This is a genomic window from Citrobacter sp. CK202, from assembly GCF_030333225.1.
Classification (GTDB): domain Bacteria; phylum Pseudomonadota; class Gammaproteobacteria; order Enterobacterales; family Enterobacteriaceae; genus Citrobacter_B; species Citrobacter_B koseri.
On the sequence record NZ_JAOWGI010000025.1, the window covers coordinates 142,016 to 167,123 of the forward strand.

The window sequence follows — 25,108 nt, forward strand, 5'->3', positions numbered from 1 at the left end:
TACGGAAGTTCTGATAAACAAACAGGGATAAATTGCAAGAAAATGTGACATAACGCACGTTTTTCTATGCAGTGCCGGACAGTGTAACCTTAACGCTCCCAATAACGACTCAGAAGCTGATAACACCGCCAGGATTTGATACCCTGCTGCGCAGAACCGCGCAAACGCACAGTAACGGATAGAACTGAACAATGAATGACGGCAAGCAGCACCCTACCTTCCTGTTCCATGACTACGAAACCTTCGGGACTCACCCGGCGCTGGACAGACCCGCACAGTTTGCCGCCATCCGCACGGATAGCGACTTTAATATTATTGGCGAACCTGAAGTCTTTTACTGCAAGCCCGCCGATGATTACCTGCCTCAGCCAGGCGCTGTGCTCATCACCGGGATTACGCCGCAGGAAGCGCGCGACAAAGGAGAGAACGAAGCCGACTTTGCCAGACGTATTCATTCACTGTTCACCGTGCCAAAGACCTGTGTCGTCGGCTACAACAATGTCCGTTTTGATGATGAAGTCACGCGTAACATTTTGTATCGCAACTTCTACGATCCCTATGCCTGGAGCTGGCAGCACGACAACTCGCGCTGGGATTTGCTGGATGTGATGCGCGCCTGCTATGCCCTGCGCCCGGAAGGCATAAACTGGCCGGAAAATGACGACGGATTGCCCAGCTTCCGCCTTGAGCACTTGACCAAAGCCAACGGGATCGAACATGCCAACGCGCACGATGCAATGGCAGACGTGTACGCCACCATCGCTATGGCGCAACTGGTGAAGTCGCGCCAGCCGCGTCTGTTTGACTACCTTTACACGCATCGCAACAAACATAAACTGGCGGCGTTGATCGATGTGCCGCAAATGAAACCGCTAGTACATATCTCCGGTATGTTTGGCGCCTGGCGCGGCAACACCAGCTGGGTTGCGCCGCTGGCCTGGCATCCAGAAAACCGCAACGCGGTCATTATGGTGGATCTGGCGGGCGATATGTCGCCATTACTGGAGCTGGACAGCGATACCCTGCGCGAGCGGTTATATACCGCTAAAGCCGATCTCGGCGATAACGCCGCAGTTCCGGTAAAACTGGTACACATCAATAAATGCCCGGTACTGGCTCAGGCTAATACGCTCCGCCCGGAGGATGCCGATCGCCTGGGGATTAACCGTCAGCACTGCCTCGATAACCTGAAAGTGCTGCGCGATAATCCGCAGTTACGCGATAAGGTTGTGGCAATCTTCGCTGAGGCCGAGCCGTTTACGCCGTCTGAAAACGTTGATGCGCAGCTATACAATGGCTTTTTCAGCGACGCCGATCGTGCCGCCATGAAAATCGTGCTGGAAACCGAACCGCGCAATTTGCCCGCGCTGGATATTACGTTTGTCGATAAGCGGATTGAAAAACTGCTGTTTAACTATCGCGCCCGTAACTTCCCGGGGACGCTGGATGAAACCGAACAGCAACGCTGGCTGGAGCATCGTCGTCAGGTGTTTACGCCAGAGTTTTTGCAACGGTATGCGGAAGAGTTACAGATGCTGTATCAGCAATATGCTGACGACAAAGAGAAACTGGCATTGCTGAAATCACTCTGGCAGTACGCAGAAGAGATTGTCTGAGGAGCCACGCGTCGCTTTTGCCGGATGGCGGCGTAAACGCCTTATCCGGCCTACAAAAATAGGCAGCCGTAGGCCTGATAAGCGAAGCGCCATCAGGCGTTGGCGTTGTGCCGAAGGACGGCCGATGACCTTATCCGGCCTACAGATTTTTGCATAAAAAAACCGGAGAACATGTCTCCGGTTTTTTACCTGTGAAAGGTCATTTCATTACTGTGCGATATCTTCGTACTGCGGTACCGGATTGCGGAAGCTTTTGGTCACGCAAGCCAGATACACCAGGCCAATACCCGCCCAGATCAGACCCAGAGTCATTGAGCTTTCTTCCAGGTTGATCCACAGTGCGCCAACAGTCAGCGCGCCGCACACCGGCAGAACCAGATAGTTGAAGTGGTCTTTCAGCGTTTTGTTGCGCTTCTCACGGATCCAGAACTGGGAAATCACGGAGAGGTTCACGAAGGTAAACGCCACCAGCGCACCGAAGTTGATCAGCGCCGTCGCCGTAACCAGATCGAAGTTAATCGCCAGCAGTGCGATCGCGCCAACCAGCAGCACGTTCCACGCCGGAGTACGCCATTTCGGATGAACGTAGCCGAAGAAACGCGTCGGGAATACGCCGTCACGACCCATGACGTACATCAGACGGGAAACGCCCGCGTGTGCCGCCATACCGGATGCCAGTACGGTCACGCTGGAGAAAATCAGCACGCCCCACTGGAAGGTTTTACCCGCAACGTACAGCATGATTTCAGGCTGTGATGCATCCGGGTCTTTAAAGCGCGAAATATCCGGGAAGTACAGTTGCAGGAAGTAAGACGCCGCGATAAAGATCAGGCCGCCAATCAGCGCCGTCAGGAAAATCGCGCGCGGAATAACGCGCTCCGCGTCTTTGGTCTCTTCAGACAGAGAAGAGATTCCGTCAAAGCCGAGGAACGAGAAGCACAGGATTGTCGCACCGGTAATCATCGGCACAACGTGCGCGCCTTCAGACCAGAATGGACGGGAACTTACCAGCGTACCCGCACCTTCGCCGTGAGACACACCGTAGATAATCAGGCCGACGATCACCGCTACAATCCCCATTTGCAGAATAACAATCAGGGTGTTGAAGTTAGCGACGGTCTTGATGCTGCGCAGGTTAGAGATGGTCATAAAGGCCACCAGCGCCACCACAAAGATCCACGACGGCACTGTCGGCACCAGCGCTTCAAAGTAAATTTTCGCCAGCAGAATGTTGATCATCGGCATGAACAGGTAGTCCAGCAGCGATGACCAGCCCACCATAAAGCCTACGGTCGGGCTGATGGATTTCTGGGCGTAAGTGTACGCGGAGCCAGCGGACGGGAAACGACGCACCAGTTTACCGTAGCTCAACGCAGTAAAAAGAATCGCGATCAGCGCAAAGGCATACGCCGTCGCAACGTGACCGTCAGTGAGGCCTGAGACGATACCAAATGTATCGAACAGCGTCATCGGCTGCATATAGGCAAGACCCATCATTACAACCGGAATCAACGTAAGCGTCTTACGCAATTCCACGCGAGAGGTGTTTGGAGTAACGTTATGCGACATGGTCATTCCCCTTTACGGCGAATGCCGTCGCGTAAGCAAAAAATTGCCCCATTTTCTGGATTCCTCAGCGACAACAACTGTCGGTTTTTAGTAAGTATCTATCCGGTACGAAGCCCGGCCTCTTTTATTGAATGATTGGTTTGATGCAAAAAAATAACCGACGCGTATTAAAACGTCGGTTAATGTCATTTTTTGCAAGCGGCGCATTGTGCACTAAATTAAGGCGAAATGACAAGAGAATGAGAGCCCCGTCAAAAAATATTTTTTATTAACTGTTTGATTTCCCAGCATCCCCCATTGTATAGACGCCAGCAATAGCACTATTTGCTAAAATTTTATCTCGCCACCACGCGCTGGCCAGTCCGGCCGTCTGTTCGTTCCAGCCCATCCACACCGGCTCCGACACGATCTGCGCCGCCACGTTCTTCTCAATAAGCGCACCGCTGTCCAGAAAGCGTTGCGCCAGATAGCGCGGTAAATACCCACATCCCAGGCCGCTGATTTGCAGTTCCAGTTTGGTTTTAAAATCAAAAACCGTTATAGCTTCCTGATCATCAAGCAATTGCGCGCTTGCCGAACATGCCGGATGCGTCTCATCGCCGACCACAATCGCGCGGAACCGTTTTATTGTGCGCCGACTCAACGGCTCTTCTTCCTGCACCAGTGGATGATGCGGGGCAATCGCAAAAACCTGCTCAAGCTCTCCCAGACGCGCAAAACCGAAACCACTGGCGTAGGGCGGATCGTGCATCGCGCCAACGATGATATCTGCCCGCCCCTGCGTCAGCGCCTCCCAGGAACCGCCCAGTACGCCATTTATGAATTTCAGGCGCGTTACGCTGTGATGTTGGTAGAAGGATTCAATGAGGGGAGTAAGGAGAGAAAAAGGAAACGTATCGTCCACGCCGATGACCAGTTCGTTCTCCCAGCCTTCGTGAAGTTTGATGGCCTGTTTTTCCAGTTCGCGCACGGTATGCAGAACTTCCCGGCCTTTTTCCAGCAGCATCTGACCGGTGCGGGTAAATTTAGCCCGATGCCCGCTGCGATCCAACAGTTGGATATTCAGATCGCTTTCCAGTTTATGGACGGTATAGCTGAGCGCTGACGGCGTCTTAAACAATTTTGCCGACGCCGCCGCAAAGCTCCCCTCTTTCTCTAACGCATCGAGAATCATCAGAACGTCCAGCAGTGGTTTCATACTCGCCCCCTTGCGGTGTCTGGCGGTAGTCTGCTGGCGCGTCACTCCATCGGCATCACCAGCGGGTCGGGATACTGGTATTCAAACCCGAGTTCATTACAAATCCGGCTGCCATCAATAATCTTGCCTTTATCGTTACTCTGGCTTTCCAGAAAATGCGGCGGTTCCATACCCAGCAAACGCGCCATCTGCGGATAAAACACATTACGCGCCGGATGCGAAGGCGCACATATATTATAGATGTGTCCCCCTTTAGGTGCCTGTAACAGCAGAGTAATAGCGGCAATCACATCTTCCAGGTGGACCAGATTCACACCTTGCTGGCCGTCAGGCGCGGTTTTACCGGCAAAGAAACGCCCCGGATGCCGTCCTGGCCCTACCAGCCCGGACAGACGCAGAATATCGACGGAGGTGCCAGGCAGATTGTGCAGCCAGTCTTCGAGTTCCTTCAGGATGCGCCCACTCGCCGTGACGGGATTACGCGGCGTAGTCTCTTTCACAAGGCCGTGCACATCGCCGTACACTGACGTGGAACTGGTAAAAATGATACGCGGAACGTGATACGCCAGCGCGCTGTCGACCACCTCCTGTATTGCCTGGCGGTAAAAATCTTCCCCCGGCCCGCTACGGCGAGCGGGCAGCGTAATGACCAGAGCATCCACATCCATCAGCGCATCAAGATCGTCCGTTTCGCAAACCAGCTCAGGTTCCAGGCGCAGCGGATAGCTCTCAATGCCGCTCATGCGGGCCGCTTCCACGCCATCCTGCGTGGTTTTCGTGCCAGTAACCTGCCAGCCTCTTGCCGTCAGCGACATCGCCAGCGGCATTCCTAACCATCCTAAACCGACAATTGCGACCTTTTTCATGCGTTCTCTCCTGACTTTAACGCCATCTTATCTAAGGCTACGCCAGCCCGCCGGGACTGACAATTCATACCTTCAATATGAAATGAATTAATGATGAAAAAAAGCCCTTGCTTTCCAGCGCTAAAGTGGTTTAGGTTAAAAGGCATCAAATGAATAAGCATTCATCGAGAATTTTATGACACGCGTTCAATTTAAACACCACCATCATCACCATCATCCTGACTAGTCTTTCAGGCGATGTGTGCTGGAAGACATTCAGATCTTCCAGTGGTGCATGAACGCATGAGAAAGCCCCCGGAAGATCATTCTTCCGGGGGCTTTTTTTTGTGCGCGATTCAGACCGGTTCAGACAGGATAAAGAGGAAAAAAGAATGTTAGATAACACCCGTTTACGCATAGCTATTCAGAAATCAGGCCGTTTAAGCGATGATTCACGCGAATTACTGGCCCGCTGCGGTATTAAAATCAACCTGCACACCCAGCGTCTGATTGCGATGGCGGAGAATATGCCGATTGATATTCTGCGCGTGCGTGATGACGATATTCCCGGCCTGGTCATGGATGGCGTTGTCGATCTGGGGATCATCGGGGAAAACGTTCTGGAAGAAGAACTGTTGAGCCGCCGCGCGCAGGGCGAAGATCCGCGCTACTACACCCTGCGCCGTCTCGACTTCGGCGGCTGCCGCCTCTCGCTGGCCACCGCCGTCGATGAAGCCTGGGACGGCCCGGCTTCCCTTGACGGCAAGCGTATCGCCACCTCTTACCCGCACCTGCTTAAGCGTTATCTGGATCAGAAAGGCGTGTCGTTTAAATCCTGTCTGTTAAACGGTTCTGTTGAAGTCGCTCCGCGTGCGGGTCTGGCCGATGCCATCTGCGATCTGGTGTCGACCGGAGCGACGCTGGAAGCCAACGGTCTGCGTGAAGTCGAGGTGATTTACCGCTCCAAAGCCTGCCTGATCCAGCGTGACGGCGAAATGGCCGAAGCCAAACAACAGCTTATCGACAAACTGCTGACCCGTATTCAGGGCGTTATTCAGGCGCGTGAATCCAAATACATCATGATGCATGCGCCAAGCGAGCGTCTGGAAGAAGTCATCGCGTTGCTGCCGGGCGCAGAGCGTCCGACCATTCTGCCGCTGGCGGGCGATCAGCAGCGCGTCGCCATGCACATGGTCAGCAGCGAAACCCTGTTCTGGGAAACGATGGAAAAACTGAAAGCGCTCGGCGCCAGCTCTATTCTGGTGCTGCCAATTGAAAAGATGATGGAGTGACGGCCATGAGCTTTAATACAATCATCGACTGGAATAGCTGCAATACTGAACAGCAGCGTGCATTGCTGATGCGTCCGGCTATTTCCGCCTCCGACAGCATTACCCGTACCGTCGCAGAGATCCTGGATAATGTGAAATCACGCGGTGATGACGCCCTGCGCGAATACAGCGCGAAGTTTGATAAAACGAACGTCGCAGCGCTGAAAGTGTCCGCCGAAGAGATTGCCGCAGCCAGCGCGCGTCTGAGCGACGATCTCAAACAGGCGATGGCGGTCGCGGTAAAAAACATCGAAACCTTCCACAATGCGCAAAAACTACCGGCGGTAGATGTTGAAACGCAGCCCGGCGTTCGCTGTCAGCAGGTGACGCGCCCTGTCGCATCTGTCGGCCTGTATATCCCGGGCGGCTCTGCCCCGCTCTTCTCCACCGTATTAATGCTCGCTACGCCCGCGCGTATTGCCGGATGCAAAAAAGTGGTGTTGTGCTCGCCACCGCCTATCGCGGATGAAATCCTTTACGCTGCGCAGCTGTGCGGCGTGCAGGAAATCTTCAACGTCGGCGGTGCCCAGGCCATTGCCGCTCTGGCGTTCGGCAGCGAATCCGTGCCAAAAGTGGACAAAATTTTTGGCCCCGGCAACGCGTTTGTCACCGAGGCGAAACGCCAGGTCAGCCAGCGTCTCGACGGCGCGGCAATTGATATGCCTGCCGGCCCTTCTGAAGTGCTGGTGATCGCCGACAGCGGCGCCACGCCAGATTTCGTGGCGTCTGACCTGCTCTCTCAGGCGGAACACGGCCCGGATTCTCAGGTCATCCTGCTGACCCCGGATGCCGGTATTGCGCAGAACGTCGCGGAGGCCGTCGAACGCCAGTTAGCGGAGTTACCGCGTGCGGAAACGGCGCGTCAGGCATTAAGCGCCAGCCGTCTGATCGTGACGAAAGATTTAGCCCAGTGCGTCGCCATCTCGAACCAGTATGGGCCGGAACACCTGATCATTCAGACCCGTAAGGCGCGCGATCTGGTGGAGGATATTACCAGCGCGGGTTCCGTTTTTCTCGGTGACTGGTCACCGGAATCCGCAGGCGACTATGCTTCCGGCACCAATCATGTGCTGCCGACCTATGGTTATACCGCCACCTGCTCCAGCCTCGGTCTGGCGGATTTCCAGAAACGCATGACCGTTCAGGAATTGTCGCAGGCGGGTTTCTCCGCACTGGCATCCACCATTGAAACGCTGGCTGCGGCAGAACGGCTGACCGCCCACAAAAATGCTGTCACCCTGCGCGTTAACGCCCTTAAGGAGCAAGCATGAGCACTGAAAATACCCGCAGCGTCACCGACTTAGCCCGGGAAAACGTTCGCAACCTGACGCCGTACCAGTCCGCTCGCCGTCTGGGCGGTAATGGCGATGTCTGGCTGAATGCCAATGAGTTCCCGACGGCAGTGGAGTTTCAGCTGACTCAGCAAACGCTCAACCGCTACCCGGAATGCCAGCCAAAAGCGGTTATTGAAAATTATGCGCAGTACGCCGGAGTGAACCCCGGGCAGGTGCTGGTCAGCCGTGGCGCAGACGAAGGTATTGAACTGCTGATTCGCGCATTCTGCGAACCGGGGAAAGATGCGATTCTCTATTGTCCGCCAACGTACGGCATGTACAGCGTCAGCGCGGAAACTATTGGCGTTGAATGCCGGACGGTTCCGACGCTGGAAAACTGGCAGCTGGATCTGCGGGGCATCGCCGATAAACTCGACGGCGTTAAAGTGGTGTTTGTATGCAGCCCCAACAACCCGACCGGGCAGCTTATCAATCCACAGGATTTACGTACTCTGCTGGAAATGACGCGCGGCAACGCCATTGTGGTGGCGGATGAAGCCTATATTGAATTCTGCCCACAGGCGACGCTGGCTGGCTGGCTCTCTGAATACCCGCATCTGGTGGTGCTGCGCACGCTCTCCAAAGCCTTTGCGCTCGCCGGTCTGCGCTGCGGATTTACGCTGGCGAATGAAGAGGTCATCAGCCTGCTGCTGAAAGTCATCGCCCCCTACCCGCTCTCTACGCCGGTCGCCGATATTGCCGCTCAGGCGTTGACGCAGCAAGGCGTCAACGCGATGCGCGAACGTGTGGCGCAGATTCTGCTGGAACGTCAGTATCTGGTTAATGCGCTGAAAGAGATTGCCTGCGTAGAACAGGTGTTCGATTCAGAAACCAACTACATTCTGGCACGTTTTACCGCGTCAAATAGCGTGTTTAAATCTCTGTGGGATCAGGGCATTATCTTACGTGATCAGAATAAACAACCTTCTTTAAGCGGCTGTCTGCGTATCACTGTTGGAACCCGCGAAGAAAGCCAGCGCGTCATTGACGCCTTACGTGCGGAGCAAGTATGAGCCAGAAGTATCTTTTTATTGACCGTGATGGAACCCTGATTGCCGAACCACCGAGTGATTTTCAGGTGGATCGTTTTGACAAGCTCGCCTTTGAACCGGACGTGGTGCCGGTTCTGCTGAAGCTGCAAAAAGCCGGCTTTAAGCTGGTGATGATCACCAACCAGGACGGGCTGGGAACGCAGAGCTTCCCGCAGGCAGACTTCGACGGCCCGCACGACCTGATGATGCAGGTTTTCACCTCCCAGGGCGTACTGTTTGATGAAGTGCTGATCTGCCCGCACCTGCCAGCGGATGAGTGCGACTGCCGTAAGCCGAAGGTAAAGCTGGTTGAACGTTACCTGGCTGAACAGGCGATGGATAGCGCCAACAGCTACGTGATTGGCGATCGCGCTACCGACATCCAGTTGGCTGAAAACATGGGCATTAACGGGTTACGTTATAACCGTGAAACCCTGAACTGGACGATGATTGGCGAACAGCTGACAAAACGCGACCGCTATGCCCACGTTGAGCGCAATACCAAAGAAACGCAGATTGACGTCAAGGTGTGGCTGGATCGCGAAGGCGGCAGCAAGATCAATACCGGCGTGGGCTTCTTTGACCATATGCTCGATCAAATCGCCACGCATGGCGGTTTCCGTATGGAGATTGCGGTCAAGGGCGACCTCTATATTGACGATCACCACACGGTAGAAGATACCGGTCTGGCGCTGGGCGAAGCGCTAAAACTGGCGTTGGGCGATAAGCGTGGCATCAACCGCTTTGGTTTTGTGTTGCCGATGGACGAATGCCTGGCGCGTTGCGCACTGGATATCTCCGGGCGCCCGCACCTGGAATATAAAGCCGAGTTTACCTATCAGCGCGTGGGCGATCTGAGCACCGAGATGGTTGAACACTTCTTCCGCTCGCTCTCCTACACCATGGGCGTGACGCTGCACCTGAAGACCAAAGGTAAAAACGATCACCACCGTGTAGAAAGCCTGTTTAAAGCGTTTGGCCGCACGTTGCGCCAGGCCATTCGGGTAGAAGGCGACACGCTGCCTTCTTCTAAAGGAGTGCTGTGATGAACGTCGTCATCCTTGATACCGGCTGCGCCAACCTGAACTCGGTGAAATCCGCCGTGGCGCGCCACGGTTATGATCCGCAGGTCAGCCGCGACCCGGAGGTCGTCTTAAAAGCTGACAAACTCTTCCTGCCCGGGGTGGGAACCGCCCAGGCGGCGATGGATCAGTTGCGCGAGCGTGAGCTTGTCGAATTGATTAAGGCTTGTACTCAGCCCGTTCTGGGAATTTGTTTAGGCATGCAGATCCTTGGGCGCCACAGTGAAGAGACAAACGGCGTCGACCTTCTGGGCATTATTGACCAGGACGTCCCGAAGATGACCGATTTTGGTCTGCCGCTCCCGCATATGGGCTGGAACCGCGTTTACCCGCAGGCGGGTAATCGTCTTTTCCAGGGCATTGAAGATGGCGCCTGGTTCTACTTTGTTCACAGCTACGCTATGCCCGTCAATCCGTGGACCATTGCTCAATGCAACTACGGCGAACCCTTCACTGCGGCAGTGCAAAAAGACAATTTCTTCGGCGTGCAGTTCCACCCGGAACGTTCCGGTGCCGCTGGCGCGCAGTTGCTGAAAAACTTCCTGGAGATGTGATGATTATTCCGGCATTAGATTTGATCGATGGCACCGTAGTGCGTCTCCATCAGGGCGACTACGCCCGGCAGCGTGATTACGGTAACGATCCCCTTCCCCGCCTGCGGGATTATGCCGCCCAGGGCGCCGAAGTGCTGCATCTGGTCGATTTGACCGGGGCGAAAGATCCGGCCAGACGGCAGATCCCGCTGATTAAAACGCTGGTCGCGGGTGTGAACGTGCCCGTGCAGGTTGGTGGTGGCGTGCGTACTGAGGACGATGTTGCGGCGCTGCTGGACGCAGGCGTTGCCCGCGTGGTGGTCGGCTCCACGGCGGTCAAATCTCCCGAGGTGGTCAAAGGCTGGTTTGAGCGCTTTGGCGCTGACGCGCTGGTGCTGGCGCTGGATGTGCGTATTGATGATCGGGGCAACAAACAGGTTGCCGTCAGCGGCTGGCAGGAAAACTCCGGCGTTTCGCTGGAAGAGCTGGTCGAGACTTATCTGCCGGTTGGCCTGAAGCATGTACTGTGCACCGATATCTCCCGTGACGGCACGCTGGCGGGTTCCAACGTCTCGCTGTATGACGAAGTGTGCGCGAAATATCCGCAGGTCGCCTTTCAGTCTTCCGGCGGAATTGGCGGGATTGAGGACGTGGCCGCTCTGCGCGGCACGGGCGTTCGCGGCGTGATTGTCGGCCGCGCCCTACTGGAAGGTAAATTCACCGTTAAGGAGGCCATCCAATGCTGGCAAAACGTATAATCCCTTGCCTGGACGTACGCGATGGTCAGGTGGTAAAAGGCGTACAGTTCCGCAATCATGAAATCATCGGCGATATCGTCCCGCTGGCAAAACGCTATGCCGATGAAGGCGCAGACGAGCTGGTGTTCTATGATATTACCGCTTCCAGTGACGGGCGCGTGGTTGATAAGAGTTGGGTGTCGCGCGTCGCGGAAGTGATCGACATTCCATTCTGTGTCGCGGGTGGCATCAGGTCTATTGATGACGCCGCTAAAATCCTCTCTTTCGGCGCTGATAAAATTTCCATCAACTCCCCTGCGCTGGCCGACCCAACGCTGATCACCCGTCTTGCTGACCGCTTTGGTGTACAGTGCATCGTCGTGGGCATTGATACCTGGTTTGATGCCGAAACCGGCAAGTATCACGTCAACCAGTATACCGGCGATGAAAGCCGTACCCGCGTGACGCAGTGGGAAACTCTCGACTGGGTGCAGGAAGTGCAAAAACGCGGGGCCGGTGAAATCGTGCTTAACATGATGAATCAGGACGGCGTGCGTAACGGTTACGATCTGGAGCAACTGAAAAAAGTCCGTGACGTCTGTCATGTACCGCTGATTGCCTCCGGCGGCGCGGGCACGATGGAGCACTTCCTTGAAGCCTTCCGCGATACCGATGTCGACGGGGCGCTTGCTGCCTCCGTCTTCCACAAACAGATTATTAATATTGGTGAATTAAAAGCGTACCTGGAAGCACAGGGCGTGGAGATCAGGATATGTTAACAGAGCAACAGCGCCGCGAGCTCGACTGGGAAAAAACCGACGGATTGATGCCGGTTGTCGTGCAACATGCGGTATCCGGTGAAGTGTTAATGCTGGGTTACATGACCCCTGAAGCGCTGGATAAAACAATCGAAAGCGGCAACGTCACTTTCTTCTCACGAACCAAGCAGCGTTTGTGGACCAAAGGCGAAACATCCGGCCACTTCCTGAAGGTAGTCCGCATTGCGCCGGATTGTGATAACGACACACTGCTGGTGCTGGCCAATCCAATTGGACCAACCTGCCACAAAGGCACCAGCAGCTGCTTTGGGGATGCCAGCCATCAGTGGTTATTCCTGTATCAACTTGAGCAACTGTTAGCCGAGCGTAAAACTGCCGATCCGGCAAGCTCTTACACGGCAAAGCTTTACGCCAGCGGCACCAAGCGTATCGCGCAGAAAGTGGGTGAAGAAGGTGTCGAGACCGCGCTGGCCGCAACGGTACATGACCGTTTTGAGCTGACCAATGAAGCCTCCGACCTGATGTACCACCTGCTGGTGCTGCTACAGGACCAGGACCTTGATTTAACGACCGTCATTGAGAATTTACGTAAGCGTCATCAATAGCTTCTGATACGAAAAAACCGGGCAATGCCCGGTTTTTTGTAGGTCGGATAAGCGTAGAGCCATCCAGGATAACAATAAATTACTGCGCTTTCTCTCTGTAGTCGCGCAGAGCATTACGCCCCAGCACCACACCTGCACCAATCATCCCGCCCAGTAGCACCGCCAGGACCAGCACAATTGCCTTTTTCGGACTGTCACGACGAACCGGCAGCGTCGGCTTCATGACGTAACGGTAGGCGTGAATGGATGCGGTTTCGATTTTCAGATTTCCGATATCCAGCAAATTTTGCTTGGTCTGATAGTAGGCCCCAGAGAAAACCAGCGGACGCGTGGATTCATGTTCAATCATTGATTTCAGTGCATCACTACCAAGAAGGAACATACTGTCCTGGGTGACATCCTGAGTTTGCTGAATTTGTGGCTTTATCACATTCGCCTGCTCCGCATAACGCAATGCTTCCTGAATTTGCTTGATACGCAAATCTTTTTGCTCCTGCGCGACCACTTCCTGCGTTTTTAACGAGTCCTCAAGCGTAGTTGTCTGCAACTTGATGTTATCTTTCAGATCCGCGTCCAGTTCTTTCGCAACGCTCTCATCTACCTGCTGGATATACTCTGCCAGCTGGCGCTGCGCCCCTTCCGCAGACTCTCCAACGTAAGAAACAGCCAACGGCAATGATTGACCCTTAACAGAAGGAGTAATAGTTAATTCTTCAGGTTCTTCCTGATTATCCAGAGCTGCTGACAATGCGGAAAAGGCGGAGCTAAAGCGACCGATAAAGCCAGTCTGAATATCCGCAACTTTCGGAGCGTTATCGCCATACAAAACGCTCATCGCATTATTATAAGTGGCAATCTGCCCCACATCCGGCTGGGTGATAATGGCGGTAGAGGTCCATTTCTCTTTCGCTACCAGGATGTAACCAACAGCCAATAGAATTGCGACAATGACACACACAAAGATTGTCATTTTTCCGCGCCACAATTGCATCACTAAATCAATCAAATCAATCTGTTCCGGGTCATTACTGCGCCCGGTAGCATTGTTATTGTTCACTGTCATCAGTACCCTAACTAAGAAAATGCTTAAGCTGGAGACAGTGTAGTCATAAACATCGTTAATGCTATAGGATTATTGATAAAATTTACGGATTATTTCAAATACTTTGATAGCCAATCAGGGGCTATTGTAGCCCCAATAACAGAAGGTTAATCACTGCCAAAGAGATCGCGTGTATAAACTTTGTCCTGAACATCCAGCAGTTCAGACGCCATGCGATTGGAGATAATCACGTCGGACTGCTGTTTAAACGTATTCAAATCACGTTCAAGGCGGGAATTAAAGAACGACGTTTCCTTCATAACCGGTTCGTAAATAATAACTTCCACACCTTTAGCTTTGATACGCTTCATAATCCCCTGAATTGAAGACGCGCGGAAATTATCAGAACCACTCTTCATAATCAGACGATAGATGCCCACCACTTTGGGTTTTCTGGACAAGATGGCATCTGCAATAAAATCTTTACGCGTCCGGTTCGCATCCACGATCGCGGAGATAATATTGTTTGGTACTGACTGATAATTCGCCAGAAGTTGCTTCGTATCTTTCGGCAGACAATAACCGCCATAACCAAATGAAGGATTGTTGTAATGATTGCCAATACGAGGATCCAGACACACACCTTCAATAATTTGTCGGGTATTCAGTCCTAAACTTTCCGCATAGCTATCAAGCTCATTAAAGTAAGCAACACGCATCGCAAGGTAAGTATTAGCAAAAAGCTTAATCGCCTCTGCTTCCGTCGAATCGGTAAACAGGGTTGGTATGTCCTGTTTTATGGCGCCTTCCTGTAGCAAAGCAGCGAATCGCTCCGCACGCTCAGAGCGTTCACCAATCACAATCCGCGAAGGATGCAAATTATCATAAAGCGCTTTACCTTCGCGCAGGAACTCGGGGGAGAAAATGATATTCTGCGTATTAAATTTTTTACTCATCGTTGCGGTGAAGCCAACCGGCACCGTTGACTTGATCACCATCACTGCCGATGGGTTAATCTCTGTCACATCCTGAATAACCGATTCTACACTTGATGTGTTGAAATAATTTGTTTTTGGATCATAGTCGGTTGGTGTTGCAATAATGACATAATCAGCATTTTGGTAGGCGGATACCTTGTCTAAGGTTGCTTCAAAATTAATATTCCCGGACGCTAAAAATTGCTGTATTTCTTTATCAACAATCGGAGATATCCGATCATTTAGCATTTCTACACGTTCGGGAATAATGTCTAACGCGGTAACCTGGTGATGCTGTGCGATAAGCAAACCGTTTGACAGACCAACGTACCCGGTTCCAGAAATGGTGATTTTCATTTCACGCTCTCAGAATTAACTTAATTATGCATCATGATGTTTATACATCCTGATAAGATATAAAAGTTTTAACGCCTGAATGAATATTGTGTCAATGAAGGCTAAAACAATTCAGATTTTCTTTATCAGGTTAAACATTAATTATTAAGTTAATATTAAGAAGTAAAAATAAATCAATCAGATTAGGGACAAAAAAAAGCCCGGCGAATCACCGGGCTTTTGATGCGAATCAGGAATTACTCCAGCCATTCAGTATGGAAAACGCCTTCTTTATCAGTACGCTTATACGTATGCGCCCCAAAGTAGTCACGCTGCGCCTGGATCAGGTTCGCAGGAAGAACGGCTGCGCGATAGCTGTCGTAGTAGGCAACAGCGGCAGAGAACGTCGGAACCGGGATACCATTCTGCACGGCATACGCAACCACATCACGCAGCGCTTGCTGATAATCGTCCGCGATTTTCTTGAAGTACGGTGCCAGCAGCAGGTTAGCGATACCCGCATTTTCTGCATATGCGTCGGTGATTTTCTGCAAGAACTGTGCACGAATAATGCAGCCGGCACGGAAGATCTTCGCAATTTCGCCGTAGTTCAGATCCCAGTTGTATTCGTCAGAAGCGGCACGCAGCTGGGAAAACCCTTGTGCGTAAGAGACGATCTTGCCAAGGTAGAGCGCGCGACGGACTTTCTCGATAAATTCCGCTTTGTCACCCGCAAGCTGCGCTTTAGGTCCCGACAACACTTTAGACGCTGCGACACGCTGCTCTTTCAGAGAAGAGATATAACGTGCAAAAACGGATTCCGTGATCAGCGACAGCGGCTCGCCCAGATCCAGAGAACTCTGGCTGGTCCATTTACCGGTGCCTTTGTTCGCCGCTTCATCCAGAATCACATCAACCAGATATTTACCCTCTTCATCCTTTTTGGTGAAGATGTCTTTGGTGATGTCGATCAGGTAGCTGTTCAGCTCGCCTTTGTTCCACTCAGTGAAAGTATCTGCCAGCTCTTCGTTAGACAGATTCAGGCCACCTTTCAGCAAAGAATAGGCTTCTGCGATCAGCTGCATGTCGCCGTATTCGATACCGTTGTGAACCATTTTCACATAGTGACCGGCACCATCGGCACCAATATAGGTCACGCAAGGTTCGCCATCTTCTGCAACTGCGGCAATTTTAGTCAGAATCGGCGCAACCAGTTCGTAGGCCTCTTTCTGACCGCCAGGCATGATAGATGGGCCTTTCAGCGCCCCTTCTTCACCACCGGAAACGCCGGTACCAATGAAGTTAAAGCCTTCAGCAGAAAGTTCGCGATTACGACGGATAGTGTCCTGGAAGAACGTGTTACCACCATCAATGATGATGTCGCCTTTATCCAGATACGGCTTCAGGGAATCGATAGCAGCATCAGTGCCCGCCCCTGCTTTCACCATTAACAGGATACGACGAGGCGTTTCAAGGGATTCAACAAACTCTTTTACCGTGTAGTAAGGCACCAGTTTTTTGCCTGGGTTTTCGGCAATCACTTCTTCGGTCTTTTCACGGGAGCGGTTGAAAACGGAGACGGTATAACCACGGCTCTCGATGTTGAGCGCCAGGTTGCGCCCCATCACTGCCATACCGACGACGCCGATCTGTTGCTTGGACATTACATACTCCTGTCAGGTGTGGATACCCCGCCGTAAAATGGCGGCGAGTAAAGTGAAGAACATGTTAACTCAGGTTAGAGGCCAGAAGGTAGCAATAGATGTCCTCTTCAGAATGAACTTAATGCACATAAAATGCAGTTTCTGCTACATCAATATGCACCATCTCTATGGAGGACTACCTTCACTGTTTTGAAAAGAATAGCGATGTCATTCCACAGCGACCAGTTCTTGACATACCAAGAGTCAAAGTAGACTCGGGTATCGTAATCCACATCGTTACGTCCACTTACCTGCCACAACCCTGTCATTCCCGGTTTCGCCATTAGATAGTAATCAACATTCTCATCATAGCGTGGTAACTCTTCAGAGATAATCGGACGCGGGCCAACCAGACTCATTTGACCTTTCAGCACATTAAATAACTGAGGCAATTCATCAAGACTGGTTTTACGAATAAATCGACCGACAGGAGTGATTCGCGGATCGTTTTTCAACTTAAAGTCACGCTCCCATTCTTCCCGTGCAGCAGGATCGGAATCAAGGAGCTTTTGTAAAACCTCCTGCGAATTCATCACCATTGAGCGAAACTTATAGCAAGGGAAAAGCTTACCGTGACGCCCTACTCGCATATGACCGTAGATTGCCGGACCACCATCACGGGTAACTTTGTACCAAAGATAAATGAGCAGTGGCGAAGAAATTAAGATAATCAGTGATGAACAGACAATATCGAAAGTCCGTTTAAGGAAACGAGATGTCCGTTTTGCCAGATTATTATGAATACGCAGCAACATGACTTCATGACTAAAGATGAAAGACATATCGGTATTATAAAGTGGTAACCCGCGCAGGGACGGAATAACCGTGACAGAACGGCAGTCCTTCTTCGATAGTTCGCGCAACCAGTTAATGGTCTTATCGCTGTTTTCCATTTCAAAAGCTACAATGAAATGAATATCGCCTGTTTTCTTCATTTCCCAAAGAATATTGGGGTCCTGAAGAACCGGCAGTCCCTGTAGCGTTGCCTCTGTACACTCTTCGTCATAAAATGCGACAACATCAAAGCCAAGCATTTCCTCACTTTGCAGTGCATAATAAGCTTCCACTGCATTACTTCCGCTACCCATAATGACAGTCTTTTTCTTCCAAATCCCAAGACGATTAAGAAGTTGTTTGGTCATTGCTCGGAAAAGCGGTAGCAGAATTAATGCAAACGTCCAACAAAAGACCCATACATACCGAGAAAATTGCCATTTAGAAAAAGCGACCAGCGCCAGATCAAAAACAGCAAAGATCACAATAGTACGGATAATCTCCTTCAATTCAAACCAAAAGGGTTTGCGATAGGAATAATGTCGCAACCGAACCCAGAACCATCCCACACATATCAGACTCAGGATGACATGAGAAATTATGCGCATCTCTAGTTGAGCATCGGGGATAAAACGATAAAGATCGTTAAAAATCCAGTATACACAACCAATAGAGAGGGCCAGTGATAAGTTAAAAAATATAAAATCCGATGCTGCGAGAAAAACCTTGCATAGCAATGGATTATATTTATTCAAAAAATTATCCGTATCCATGACAACACCTGACGTTAGCGAGGATTTATATTAAATACAGGCATTGGCTCCTGACTCTTTTGACATTCAAGGAATTTATTTGCAACATCAATAGCTTCACGAATAGTGACATCCATATCCAGATAGCGGTAGGTACCAAGACGCCCGACAAAAGTGGTATTGCTTAATTCCATCGCTTTATCCAGGTAGCGATTGAGCAGTTCTTTTTCCTTAACCATACGGATCGGATAATACGGAATATCATCTTCGGTGCAGAAGCGACTAAATTCACGATAACATGTTGTTTTTTCGTGTGACTCCCAAGGTGAGAAATGCTTATGCTCAGTGATTCGGGTATAAGGTACATTTTCTTCGCAGTAGTTGATAACAGCCGTTCCCTGATAGTCACCTTCTGCTGAGAATTTTTCGAAATCCAGCGTGCGATAACCCAGACGCCCCTCACTAAAGTTAAAGTAACCATCCAGCGCGCCTGACCAAAATACATGCTGGTAGGCCCCACTCTCGGTAGCTGAAAACTCAGTATCTGTTCTTATTTCAATCAGTTCGTGATCAAGAATTTTTCCAACCATATCGGTATAGCCATCTCTGGGCATCCCCTGATACTGGTGGTTAAAATAATTGTCATTATAGTTAAAACGAAGCGGCAAGCGTTTCAAAATACTGGCTGGTAACTCCGTCGGCTCACAACCCCATTGTTTACGCGTATAGCCTTTAAAGAATGCTTCATACAGTTCCCGACCAATCATGCTGATGGCCTGTTCTTCAAAGTTTTTCGGTTCGACAATAGATTTGTCAGCTTTAGATTCGATGAAAGCACGGGCTTCATCCGGACGCATTGTTTTATTGAAAAACTGATTAATCGTATGCAGGTTTACTGGTAGTAAGTAAACATTGCCTTTGTAAATGGCCTTCACACGGTTGGTGTAAGGCATAAACTCTGAATACTGATTAACGAAATCCCAAACTTCTTTATCATCTGTATGAAAAATATGGGGACCATAAACGTGCAACATGACGTTGGTCTGCGGATCACGTTCTGAATGACAGTTACCAGCAATATGAGAACGTTTGTCAAAAACAACAGACTCAATCCCTTCCTCTGCTAATAATCTCGCAATAACCGCACCAGAAATACCCGCACCGACAATAGCAACAGATTTCATCAATGACCTCAATTATTTTGCTTCTTTGTAAGTTACAAACATTTTCCCATTCACCAGGGAATTAAGAGCTGGCCAGCATGCAATTATTTTCACAAGAATAGCGAGCAATATGATCTGAATAATAAAACTTAATATGACATAGTATTCCATATGTGCAAAAGTTAATATATTTTTCGCTATGGCATTAATATAATAATTAAACCCCAATATAACTAAGGTATTTTTACCCAACCAAGAGATAAATTCCGAATTAATATAACCCGCAATATAATAGAGCAGATAACTTCCTGCTAAAGCAGAAGCAAGATTTATAAAAGCCCATACTCCATTCCCCACCTGTAATGCAGACATATCAACCTCAGTGGGAGTTAAATACGAAAATCCCAAAAGCAGTACAACAGAAATCATCGCATAATTAATATGTCTGGTTATGACAATACTTTGCAATATGTATCCAATTAAAAAATATGGCATAGCGATAAAAGCTATATTCACATTAAAAAAATGAAAAATATCTACATTTTTCGCAATTAAATAAAAGGAAATTACAATCAAGGCAATAATATATTTATTTGAAGAGATTTTCATTATTAAATAAAACATAGCCTCAACTATAAACAGGCAATATAAAAACCAAATGGGAGTAACAAAGAAATTGTTTGCTACTTTTGTTGCACCTGTTAATGTTCCATATAGTTTCATAAGGAAATCACTACCAGATATATTACTCATCAATAACATAGCAACAAACGGCAAGCCACAAATTACTCCAATCGTCCATGCAGGAATAATCAATCTATAAAATCGCTGGATGATAAATATCCAAGGTTTCAACTCCAGATTTTTAACATTTACCAGATAACCAGAAAGAATGAAAAAAGCAGGCATATGAAAACTATAAATAATCTTATGCCAGGATGGACTGAGGAAGGATACATGTCCTAACACAACCAACAATATCCCCAGTCCACGATATATATCTATATCCGTACGTCGAGTCATTGAATACTCTCGCTGCTTATATTTTATTTTAGGAAATGCCTAACCAAGAGTGCACTTCCTTTTTTTATTAAATTTTCACCTTCAATATTTACAACCTTTCTGTATCCAACTTTAATATTTCTTTTATTATGTTCAATCCATACATTAAATAATCTTTCTGCCATGAATCCCAAAATTCTTTTTTGATAAGAATCATAACCAGAGAAATCAATCTGTTTATTCACTTCGTCTAATAGAGGGAAAAGCCACTGGCAATACTGATTGACCACATCGGCCTTACCTACGAACATATTATACAGACTTATTTTCCGACCATGCATAACCGTATCGAAGGCTTGATTATAATCAGGATACATAGCCTCCACGATAGAGCGTAATATATTCAAATCACCTTCTGAATGAGCTCGGCAGTAATGATTTTTTATATTCGTAACATAGTAATTACGTTTACGAGCGACAATTAAATCATATTTATTTAGGTCAAAATCATTACTAGAAGCAATGCCCTTACCATGGAGCGGTATAATATTATGAACGCCAGCGAAATAACGACGATAATGAACTAAACCAACAATATCTTCATCTGAATTTTTCCAGATCCAATATAATGCAGTCAATTCACAATATGATGGATTTAATTCTGATATATTATCTCCTTCATTATCACCGATAACACTTATACCTAAATCTGATGTACTATTCTTCTTACCTACATGGATAGGTTGATAACCTTCATCTACAGGAAAATCATATTGCTTATGTGTTGCGATATATATTCTAATCATGATATTACCAATTTTACTTCAAATAAAAATAATCAAGGATATTGATATCCAGTTTTCTTTTCACAAAATAGACAGCAATGACATTCTGTATAATCACAGAAAGAGCAACAGCGCAGGCAATTCCTTTTATGCCGAATCCCCCCCCCATGAAGTTAAGGTTGATAATCATCATAAATGCATTAAAGAAAATAATATTTCTAAATATTTTCTCATTACCTGTCATTGTTAATAAGAAAGCGACCGACCCTGTCAGGACATTAATTAACTGACCAATGCAAACTATTCTAAGTATGATAGATGCTTGAGTATATTCACGCCCAAAAATTGAAAGCACAAACTCAGGGAATAGTAAGAGAAACGCTACTCCTGGCAATGACAAAATAACGACAAGACGGGTGCTACTTCTTACCATTAATTTAAGCTCATCAAATTTCCCTTCAGTATACAGCTTGGAAAAATTTGGTGCAAAAACAACATTTAATGAAATAAGGAAGAAACTGATAACTAAACCAATCCGCAAGCAAACAGAGATAAGAGCAACGTCTTCACTTGAAATATAGTAGTTAGAGATGATAGGTGTAATCCATTGTATAATGGTATTACATATTAATATTAGCAAGAAAGATAGTAATGTTGTAATTATATATTTATATTTAAGCTTCTTCAAATAAACAACAGCATTTATATTAGTAAATATATATTTTTTCCACAAAACAGCACAAAAGATAAAACTAAGTATAATTGATAAAAATAAAAACCTTACTAAATTTAATGCATTAGCTTCCATATGCAGAACGGCACATACTAAAACAATAAACGAAAATATCAGCGGATAGGATATATTAATTATAATAACAGATAATAATGATCTCCCATTAGTCTGAAATATATATCCCGTATATTGGATCATGGAAAGAAGAGGGATGCTCGCACAAATATATAAAGCACCATAGACCTTTAATGACTCTCCGTAAGTCAGAAAAAGATATATAGCGCCTGATAACAGACATGATATAACTATAATTATTAATGCTCCAAACAATGCCAATGAACTTGCCTGGATATAATTTCTTGTGGCTATAAGTTGCGGTCGCATTCTAAGAATGGCATCACAAAACCCTGATGTACCGATAAGTCCCCACAACATAATAATAGAGAAGGAGGTGAAGAATATTCCGGCTTCATTTACATTGACCCAGCGAGTAACAAGTATATTCATCAAAAAACTAATGGATACACCAATTACTCTCGCTGCGATAACAGCAAACAATGCCTTAGTTTTTTTTCTAGTCATTAGATAAATCGAGTCACTAATTCAGATAACCAGTTATGTGATATAACCCCATAAAGCATAAAAATAATAACTATTAGTAATAATATTACCCTTCGTTGAGTTTTAACAAAAACGTGTTCTATACTCATAATATAAAAAGGGATTAAAAAAACATTTACTACAAACAAATATCTGATCGATGATTCTTTGGTGAAAAATAAGATGGCAGAGAAAACATATGCTAACAGAGCATATTCTAAAATAAGAGACGCGCTTTTATTTTTTATTATTTTATCCAATAAGAATAAAGGAATAAATACAAATATTGAAGAATATAGAAACTTATATATATATATGGCGTGTTCATTATTTCGATCTGAATACTCAAATGCTCGAATTATTTTATTAGCAAACACACTTCCCGGGGGTAATGCTTTGAGCACAAAACCAACAATATATTCTGATGCCAAAGCAAAAATAAGTGATAGCAAAATAATTATATATTTTTTATGAAAATCAAGTCGTCTCCATATAGGCATAACCAAAAATATTAAAGCAGAGAAATGTAGACTGATAGCTATAATAATAGTGATAAAAGATTTAATCGATGCATTTCTTGATTGGTATGCTATTGATAAAAGAATAAAACTAAAACTGATAGCTTGTCGCATTCCTCCCATATAGAGATACATGAAACTTATCATACTTGTCAGACAAAAAGCAATTATAGTTGTCTGTACATATTCATTTGTTAGCTTCAGTATTGCTATAAAAGATAACCATGTTGTAATTAATATTGTTATTACAGGAAATAACTCAGATGGTATACCTATTGTTCGTAATATATAGACTAATAAAGTAAATCCTGGCTCAAACTTTCTGGAGGTATCACCCTCATAAAAAGGTATATAATAGTGAATAGAATCATATCCCCAACGATTAGCTATACCAAGATATAATCCAATAAGTGTTATGTTAATAGCCAATAAAAAAAAGGAAAACTTGCTTCTTTTTAAGAAAGATATTATAGAAACAAAAAAAATCTGTAAAACAGAGAATGCTGCAAAACCAATTGGTGAAAATATTACCTGCAGCATATTTTTTCTACCGCATTGTTGAGATCATAATAATTGCTATTTTTATAATTATCTTTAACCATATAGTTTTTAAATAAATAAGCTATATAAAGTTTCACTTCTTCCTGGGTAGCTTTATTATCGATGGCTTTAACTATTTCAGTTTTTAACGATTCTCGAGATGTTAGATTATTTACTATTTGAGGATAATATATATCACCAAGTGTTAATACAGCAGCACCTCTTACAGCAGCCTCAAGTCCTACAGTTGAGTTTATTACAATTACTAACGAAGATTTATCGATTAAATGATCAATTGGAGTATTATTATCAATATGTACATTCACATTTTCATTAATTAACTTATACAGTGATTTATTATATCTCCCTTTATTCATTGGATGTTCACGAACAATAAGATCATATCCCTCAGGTAATGATTTAATAACTGAAGTTAACATATCATCAATTGATGAAAATAATTTACAGTTTGAGATAATCTGGACATCATTTGGCACTTGTAACGCAACAAAAATATATTTCCCTTGTTTTTCTATATCAATATTATTTGCTTTACTATTCTTTTTAAATGGCAGACGTCCTAATAAATAAGGAATAGACTCCCAAAAACCCTCCCCTGTATATAGCTCGACAGCACATACTTTCCTAAAAATAGATGGAGGGACACTTTGAAGGACATCTTTTATCTTCCTGAAATAAGAACCAATATTCTTTTCATAAAATTTCTTTTCACTGACAGATGTAATGCATTTATTATATAAATATTCTATTTCATCTTCATTTACATTATTCCGCATCATATCGAGACTAGCAGTAGTGATGCTCATATTACAATTGACGCCTTTCGGATCAAAAATCATCGTCCCATATGGGCCAGGTTCAAAATAGAATACTTGAACCTCTTTTAATTTTGCAAAATAGCCACCAATAGAAGAATATAAACGTTTATCTCCAATAAATACCACACTGTGGAAATCTTCCCATGGGAAATAATTCTCATAAAAATCCCAATATTTCCTAGAGATATCTAAAAAATATTTTTCTAATTCAGGGAAAAGAGAGACATGAAACTCATAAAAATGACGAGGTATTGTAATATTTTTTTCTGACTTATATTTACGAACATTTCCAGGTAAATCAATATATTCTAATGAGTTTTTGATGCAATAGTTAGTCGAAGAAGCATACATACACAACTGGACAGTATCTCTACCAGTCACCTCTTTTATCTGTTTTGATAGTTGATGTATATATCTTGAATTACTCTCATAAAAGGACATTATTGCTATTTTTTTCATTTCTACAAAAATCTTTTTTGATGACAAAATTAAAAATCGCGTCGAATTTTTGATATGCTGTCCACGCTACCGCCCTTGGCTCTACAGCTACCAATACACTGAGAAACAAGGATTCAAAAATCCATGTAATTAATACCCCAGTCAACCTCTTCTGAAATCAATCTCAACTTCCGTTTCCGTGTGAGACACAACCTCACGACAGTTGTTTGTGATTGCCCTAAGAAA

Annotated in this window: 23 protein-coding genes, 2 pseudogenes and 1 other annotated feature; of the genes and pseudogenes, 10 read left to right on the plus strand and 15 right to left on the minus strand. The window is 46.8% G+C overall.

Annotation, left to right across the window (positions count from 1 at the left end; genetic code table 11):
• Positions 1-191: 191 nt before the first annotated feature.
• Entirely contained in the window at positions 192-1,616 is a 1,425-nt protein-coding gene (sbcB, locus tag OGX84_RS10325) for an exodeoxyribonuclease I (RefSeq protein ID WP_112001941.1), read from the plus strand.
• A gap of 13 nt (positions 1,617-1,629) precedes the next feature.
• Here the strand turns inward: sbcB and OGX84_RS22805 are convergent.
• From OGX84_RS22805 to OGX84_RS10345, 5 genes and pseudogenes are all read right to left on the minus strand, one after another.
• Positions 1,630-1,713 (minus strand): annotated as a pseudogene (locus tag OGX84_RS22805) (hypothetical protein); the annotation flags it as partial.
• Positions 1,714-1,823: 110 nt separating this feature from the next.
• Positions 1,824-3,185, minus strand: coding sequence for an APC family permease (locus tag OGX84_RS10330; protein ID WP_024130202.1), 1,362 nt, complete (start codon positions 3,183-3,185; stop codon positions 1,824-1,826).
• Positions 3,175-3,237: a membrane protein YoeI gene (gene yoeI / locus OGX84_RS10335; RefSeq protein WP_099433339.1), complete on the minus strand. Its 63-nt coding sequence runs from the start codon at positions 3,235-3,237 to the stop codon at positions 3,175-3,177. Before yoeI ends, OGX84_RS10330 begins: the two co-directional genes overlap by 11 nt.
• A 161-nt stretch (positions 3,238-3,398) precedes the next feature.
• A pseudogene (locus OGX84_RS10340) lies at positions 3,399-4,383 on the minus strand (LysR family transcriptional regulator).
• Positions 4,384-4,424: 41 nt separating this feature from the next.
• Positions 4,425-5,249, minus strand: a complete 825-nt coding sequence (locus OGX84_RS10345; protein ID WP_112001940.1) for an SDR family oxidoreductase — start codon at positions 5,247-5,249, stop codon at positions 4,425-4,427.
• A gap of 175 nt (positions 5,250-5,424) precedes the next feature.
• Here OGX84_RS10345 and hisL point away from each other — a divergent pair, with 175 nt between their 5' ends.
• From hisL to hisIE, 9 genes are all read left to right on the plus strand, one after another.
• Positions 5,425-5,475 carry a his operon leader peptide gene (gene hisL / locus OGX84_RS10350; RefSeq protein ID WP_001364200.1) on the plus strand — a complete coding sequence of 17 codons (51 nt, stop codon included), beginning with the start codon at positions 5,425-5,427 and terminating at the stop codon, positions 5,473-5,475.
• Positions 5,451-5,575: a sequence feature (His leader region), on the plus strand. Its footprint overlaps the gene before it by 25 nt.
• Positions 5,576-5,620: 45 nt before the next feature.
• Positions 5,621-6,520 (plus strand): ATP phosphoribosyltransferase, encoded by a 900-nt coding sequence (hisG, locus tag OGX84_RS10355; protein WP_024130200.1) that lies wholly within the window; start codon positions 5,621-5,623, stop codon positions 6,518-6,520.
• A 5-nt stretch (positions 6,521-6,525) separates the two neighbouring features.
• Positions 6,526-7,830 (plus strand): histidinol dehydrogenase, encoded by a 1,305-nt coding sequence (gene hisD, locus OGX84_RS10360; protein WP_049009130.1) that lies wholly within the window; start codon positions 6,526-6,528, stop codon positions 7,828-7,830.
• Positions 7,827-8,906 (plus strand): histidinol-phosphate transaminase, encoded by a 1,080-nt coding sequence (hisC, locus tag OGX84_RS10365; protein WP_112001939.1) that lies wholly within the window; start codon positions 7,827-7,829, stop codon positions 8,904-8,906. Before hisD ends, hisC begins: the two co-directional genes overlap by 4 nt.
• Positions 8,903-9,970 (plus strand): bifunctional histidinol-phosphatase/imidazoleglycerol-phosphate dehydratase HisB, encoded by a 1,068-nt coding sequence (hisB, locus tag OGX84_RS10370; RefSeq protein ID WP_047462654.1) that lies wholly within the window; start codon positions 8,903-8,905, stop codon positions 9,968-9,970. The genes hisC and hisB overlap by 4 nt, the downstream gene beginning before the upstream one ends.
• Positions 9,970-10,560 carry an imidazole glycerol phosphate synthase subunit HisH gene (gene hisH, locus OGX84_RS10375; protein ID WP_071258894.1) on the plus strand — a complete coding sequence of 197 codons (591 nt, stop codon included), beginning with the start codon at positions 9,970-9,972 and terminating at the stop codon, positions 10,558-10,560. Before hisB ends, hisH begins: the two co-directional genes overlap by 1 nt.
• Entirely contained in the window at positions 10,560-11,297 is a 738-nt protein-coding gene (hisA, locus tag OGX84_RS10380; RefSeq protein WP_012131736.1) for a 1-(5-phosphoribosyl)-5-[(5-phosphoribosylamino)methylideneamino]imidazole-4-carboxamide isomerase, read from the plus strand. The genes hisH and hisA overlap by 1 nt, the downstream gene beginning before the upstream one ends.
• Positions 11,279-12,055, plus strand: a complete 777-nt coding sequence (gene hisF / locus OGX84_RS10385; protein ID WP_012131735.1) for an imidazole glycerol phosphate synthase subunit HisF — start codon at positions 11,279-11,281, stop codon at positions 12,053-12,055. Before hisA ends, hisF begins: the two co-directional genes overlap by 19 nt.
• The gene (gene hisIE, locus OGX84_RS10390; protein WP_047462646.1) at positions 12,049-12,660 is read left to right on the plus strand and encodes a bifunctional phosphoribosyl-AMP cyclohydrolase/phosphoribosyl-ATP diphosphatase HisIE; all 612 of its coding nucleotides are present in this window, start codon (positions 12,049-12,051) and stop codon (positions 12,658-12,660) included. The genes hisF and hisIE overlap by 7 nt, the downstream gene beginning before the upstream one ends.
• 79 nt (positions 12,661-12,739) lie before the next feature.
• On the opposite strand, the gene wzzB is transcribed toward hisIE, so the two are convergent.
• The 10 genes from wzzB to OGX84_RS10440 all read right to left on the minus strand — a co-directional run bounded on the left by wzzB (position 12,740) and on the right by OGX84_RS10440 (position 24,883).
• Positions 12,740-13,723, minus strand: a complete 984-nt coding sequence (wzzB, locus tag OGX84_RS10395) for an LPS O-antigen chain length determinant protein WzzB (RefSeq protein ID WP_047462644.1) — start codon at positions 13,721-13,723, stop codon at positions 12,740-12,742.
• Positions 13,724-13,869: 146 nt separating this feature from the next.
• A complete protein-coding gene (gene ugd / locus OGX84_RS10400; protein ID WP_112001938.1) occupies positions 13,870-15,036 on the minus strand; it encodes a UDP-glucose 6-dehydrogenase in 1,167 nt (388 codons plus the stop codon).
• Between the two features lie 236 nt (positions 15,037-15,272).
• Positions 15,273-16,679, minus strand: a complete 1,407-nt coding sequence (gnd, locus tag OGX84_RS10405; protein WP_047462640.1) for an NADP-dependent phosphogluconate dehydrogenase — start codon at positions 16,677-16,679, stop codon at positions 15,273-15,275.
• 149 nt (positions 16,680-16,828) lie between these two features.
• The gene (locus OGX84_RS10410) at positions 16,829-18,265 is read right to left on the minus strand and encodes an undecaprenyl-phosphate galactose phosphotransferase (protein ID WP_012131730.1); all 1,437 of its coding nucleotides are present in this window, start codon (positions 18,263-18,265) and stop codon (positions 16,829-16,831) included.
• A gap of 14 nt (positions 18,266-18,279) precedes the next feature.
• Positions 18,280-19,428 (minus strand): UDP-galactopyranose mutase, encoded by a 1,149-nt coding sequence (gene glf / locus OGX84_RS10415; RefSeq protein ID WP_047462637.1) that lies wholly within the window; start codon positions 19,426-19,428, stop codon positions 18,280-18,282.
• Between the two features lie 12 nt (positions 19,429-19,440).
• On the minus strand, positions 19,441-20,430 hold the full coding sequence (locus OGX84_RS10420; RefSeq protein WP_047462633.1) for an acyltransferase family protein: 990 nt from the start codon (positions 20,428-20,430) through the stop codon (positions 19,441-19,443).
• A gap of 23 nt (positions 20,431-20,453) precedes the next feature.
• Positions 20,454-21,215, minus strand: a complete 762-nt coding sequence (locus OGX84_RS10425; protein ID WP_012131727.1) for a DUF4422 domain-containing protein — start codon at positions 21,213-21,215, stop codon at positions 20,454-20,456.
• 13 nt (positions 21,216-21,228) lie between these two features.
• A complete protein-coding gene (locus tag OGX84_RS10430; protein WP_012131726.1) occupies positions 21,229-22,509 on the minus strand; it encodes an MATE family efflux transporter in 1,281 nt (426 codons plus the stop codon).
• Positions 22,509-23,585 (minus strand): EpsG family protein, encoded by a 1,077-nt coding sequence (locus tag OGX84_RS10435; RefSeq protein WP_101743975.1) that lies wholly within the window; start codon positions 23,583-23,585, stop codon positions 22,509-22,511. Before OGX84_RS10435 ends, OGX84_RS10430 begins: the two co-directional genes overlap by 1 nt.
• On the minus strand, positions 23,573-24,883 hold the full coding sequence (locus OGX84_RS10440; RefSeq protein WP_104868476.1) for a capsular polysaccharide export protein, LipB/KpsS family: 1,311 nt from the start codon (positions 24,881-24,883) through the stop codon (positions 23,573-23,575). The genes OGX84_RS10435 and OGX84_RS10440 overlap by 13 nt, the downstream gene beginning before the upstream one ends.
• Positions 24,884-25,108 lie beyond the last annotated feature (225 nt).

Bases quoted from the DNA above. Each gene is read 5' to 3' on its own strand.
- sbcB (WP_112001941.1), top strand. From the start codon at position 192: ATGAATGACGGCAAGCAGCACCCTACCTTCCTGTTCCATGACTACGAA.
- glf (WP_047462637.1), bottom strand. From the start codon at position 19,428: ATGAAATCTGTTGCTATTGTCGGTGCGGGTATTTCTGGTGCGGTTATT.
- hisB (WP_047462654.1), top strand. From the start codon at position 8,903: ATGAGCCAGAAGTATCTTTTTATTGACCGTGATGGAACCCTGATTGCC.
- hisH (WP_071258894.1), top strand. From the start codon at position 9,970: ATGAACGTCGTCATCCTTGATACCGGCTGCGCCAACCTGAACTCGGTG.
- hisC (WP_112001939.1), top strand. From the start codon at position 7,827: ATGAGCACTGAAAATACCCGCAGCGTCACCGACTTAGCCCGGGAAAAC.
- wzzB (WP_047462644.1), bottom strand. From the start codon at position 13,723: ATGACAGTGAACAATAACAATGCTACCGGGCGCAGTAATGACCCGGAA.
- gnd (WP_047462640.1), bottom strand. From the start codon at position 16,679: ATGTCCAAGCAACAGATCGGCGTCGTCGGTATGGCAGTGATGGGGCGC.
- OGX84_RS10410 (WP_012131730.1), bottom strand. From the start codon at position 18,265: ATGGATACGGATAATTTTTTGAATAAATATAATCCATTGCTATGCAAG.
- hisF (WP_012131735.1), top strand. From the start codon at position 11,279: ATGCTGGCAAAACGTATAATCCCTTGCCTGGACGTACGCGATGGTCAG.
- hisIE (WP_047462646.1), top strand. From the start codon at position 12,049: ATGTTAACAGAGCAACAGCGCCGCGAGCTCGACTGGGAAAAAACCGAC.
- OGX84_RS10435 (WP_101743975.1), bottom strand. From the start codon at position 23,585: ATGCTGCAGGTAATATTTTCACCAATTGGTTTTGCAGCATTCTCTGTT.
- OGX84_RS10425 (WP_012131727.1), bottom strand. From the start codon at position 21,215: ATGATTAGAATATATATCGCAACACATAAGCAATATGATTTTCCTGTA.
- hisA (WP_012131736.1), top strand. From the start codon at position 10,560: ATGATTATTCCGGCATTAGATTTGATCGATGGCACCGTAGTGCGTCTC.
- OGX84_RS10440 (WP_104868476.1), bottom strand. From the start codon at position 24,883: ATGAAAAAAATAGCAATAATGTCCTTTTATGAGAGTAATTCAAGATAT.
- ugd (WP_112001938.1), bottom strand. From the start codon at position 15,036: ATGAAAATCACCATTTCTGGAACCGGGTACGTTGGTCTGTCAAACGGT.
- hisD (WP_049009130.1), top strand. From the start codon at position 6,526: ATGAGCTTTAATACAATCATCGACTGGAATAGCTGCAATACTGAACAG.
- OGX84_RS10330 (WP_024130202.1), bottom strand. From the start codon at position 3,185: ATGTCGCATAACGTTACTCCAAACACCTCTCGCGTGGAATTGCGTAAG.
- hisG (WP_024130200.1), top strand. From the start codon at position 5,621: ATGTTAGATAACACCCGTTTACGCATAGCTATTCAGAAATCAGGCCGT.
- OGX84_RS10345 (WP_112001940.1), bottom strand. From the start codon at position 5,249: ATGAAAAAGGTCGCAATTGTCGGTTTAGGATGGTTAGGAATGCCGCTG.
- OGX84_RS10420 (WP_047462633.1), bottom strand. From the start codon at position 20,430: ATGACTCGACGTACGGATATAGATATATATCGTGGACTGGGGATATTG.
- OGX84_RS10430 (WP_012131726.1), bottom strand. From the start codon at position 22,509: ATGACTAGAAAAAAAACTAAGGCATTGTTTGCTGTTATCGCAGCGAGA.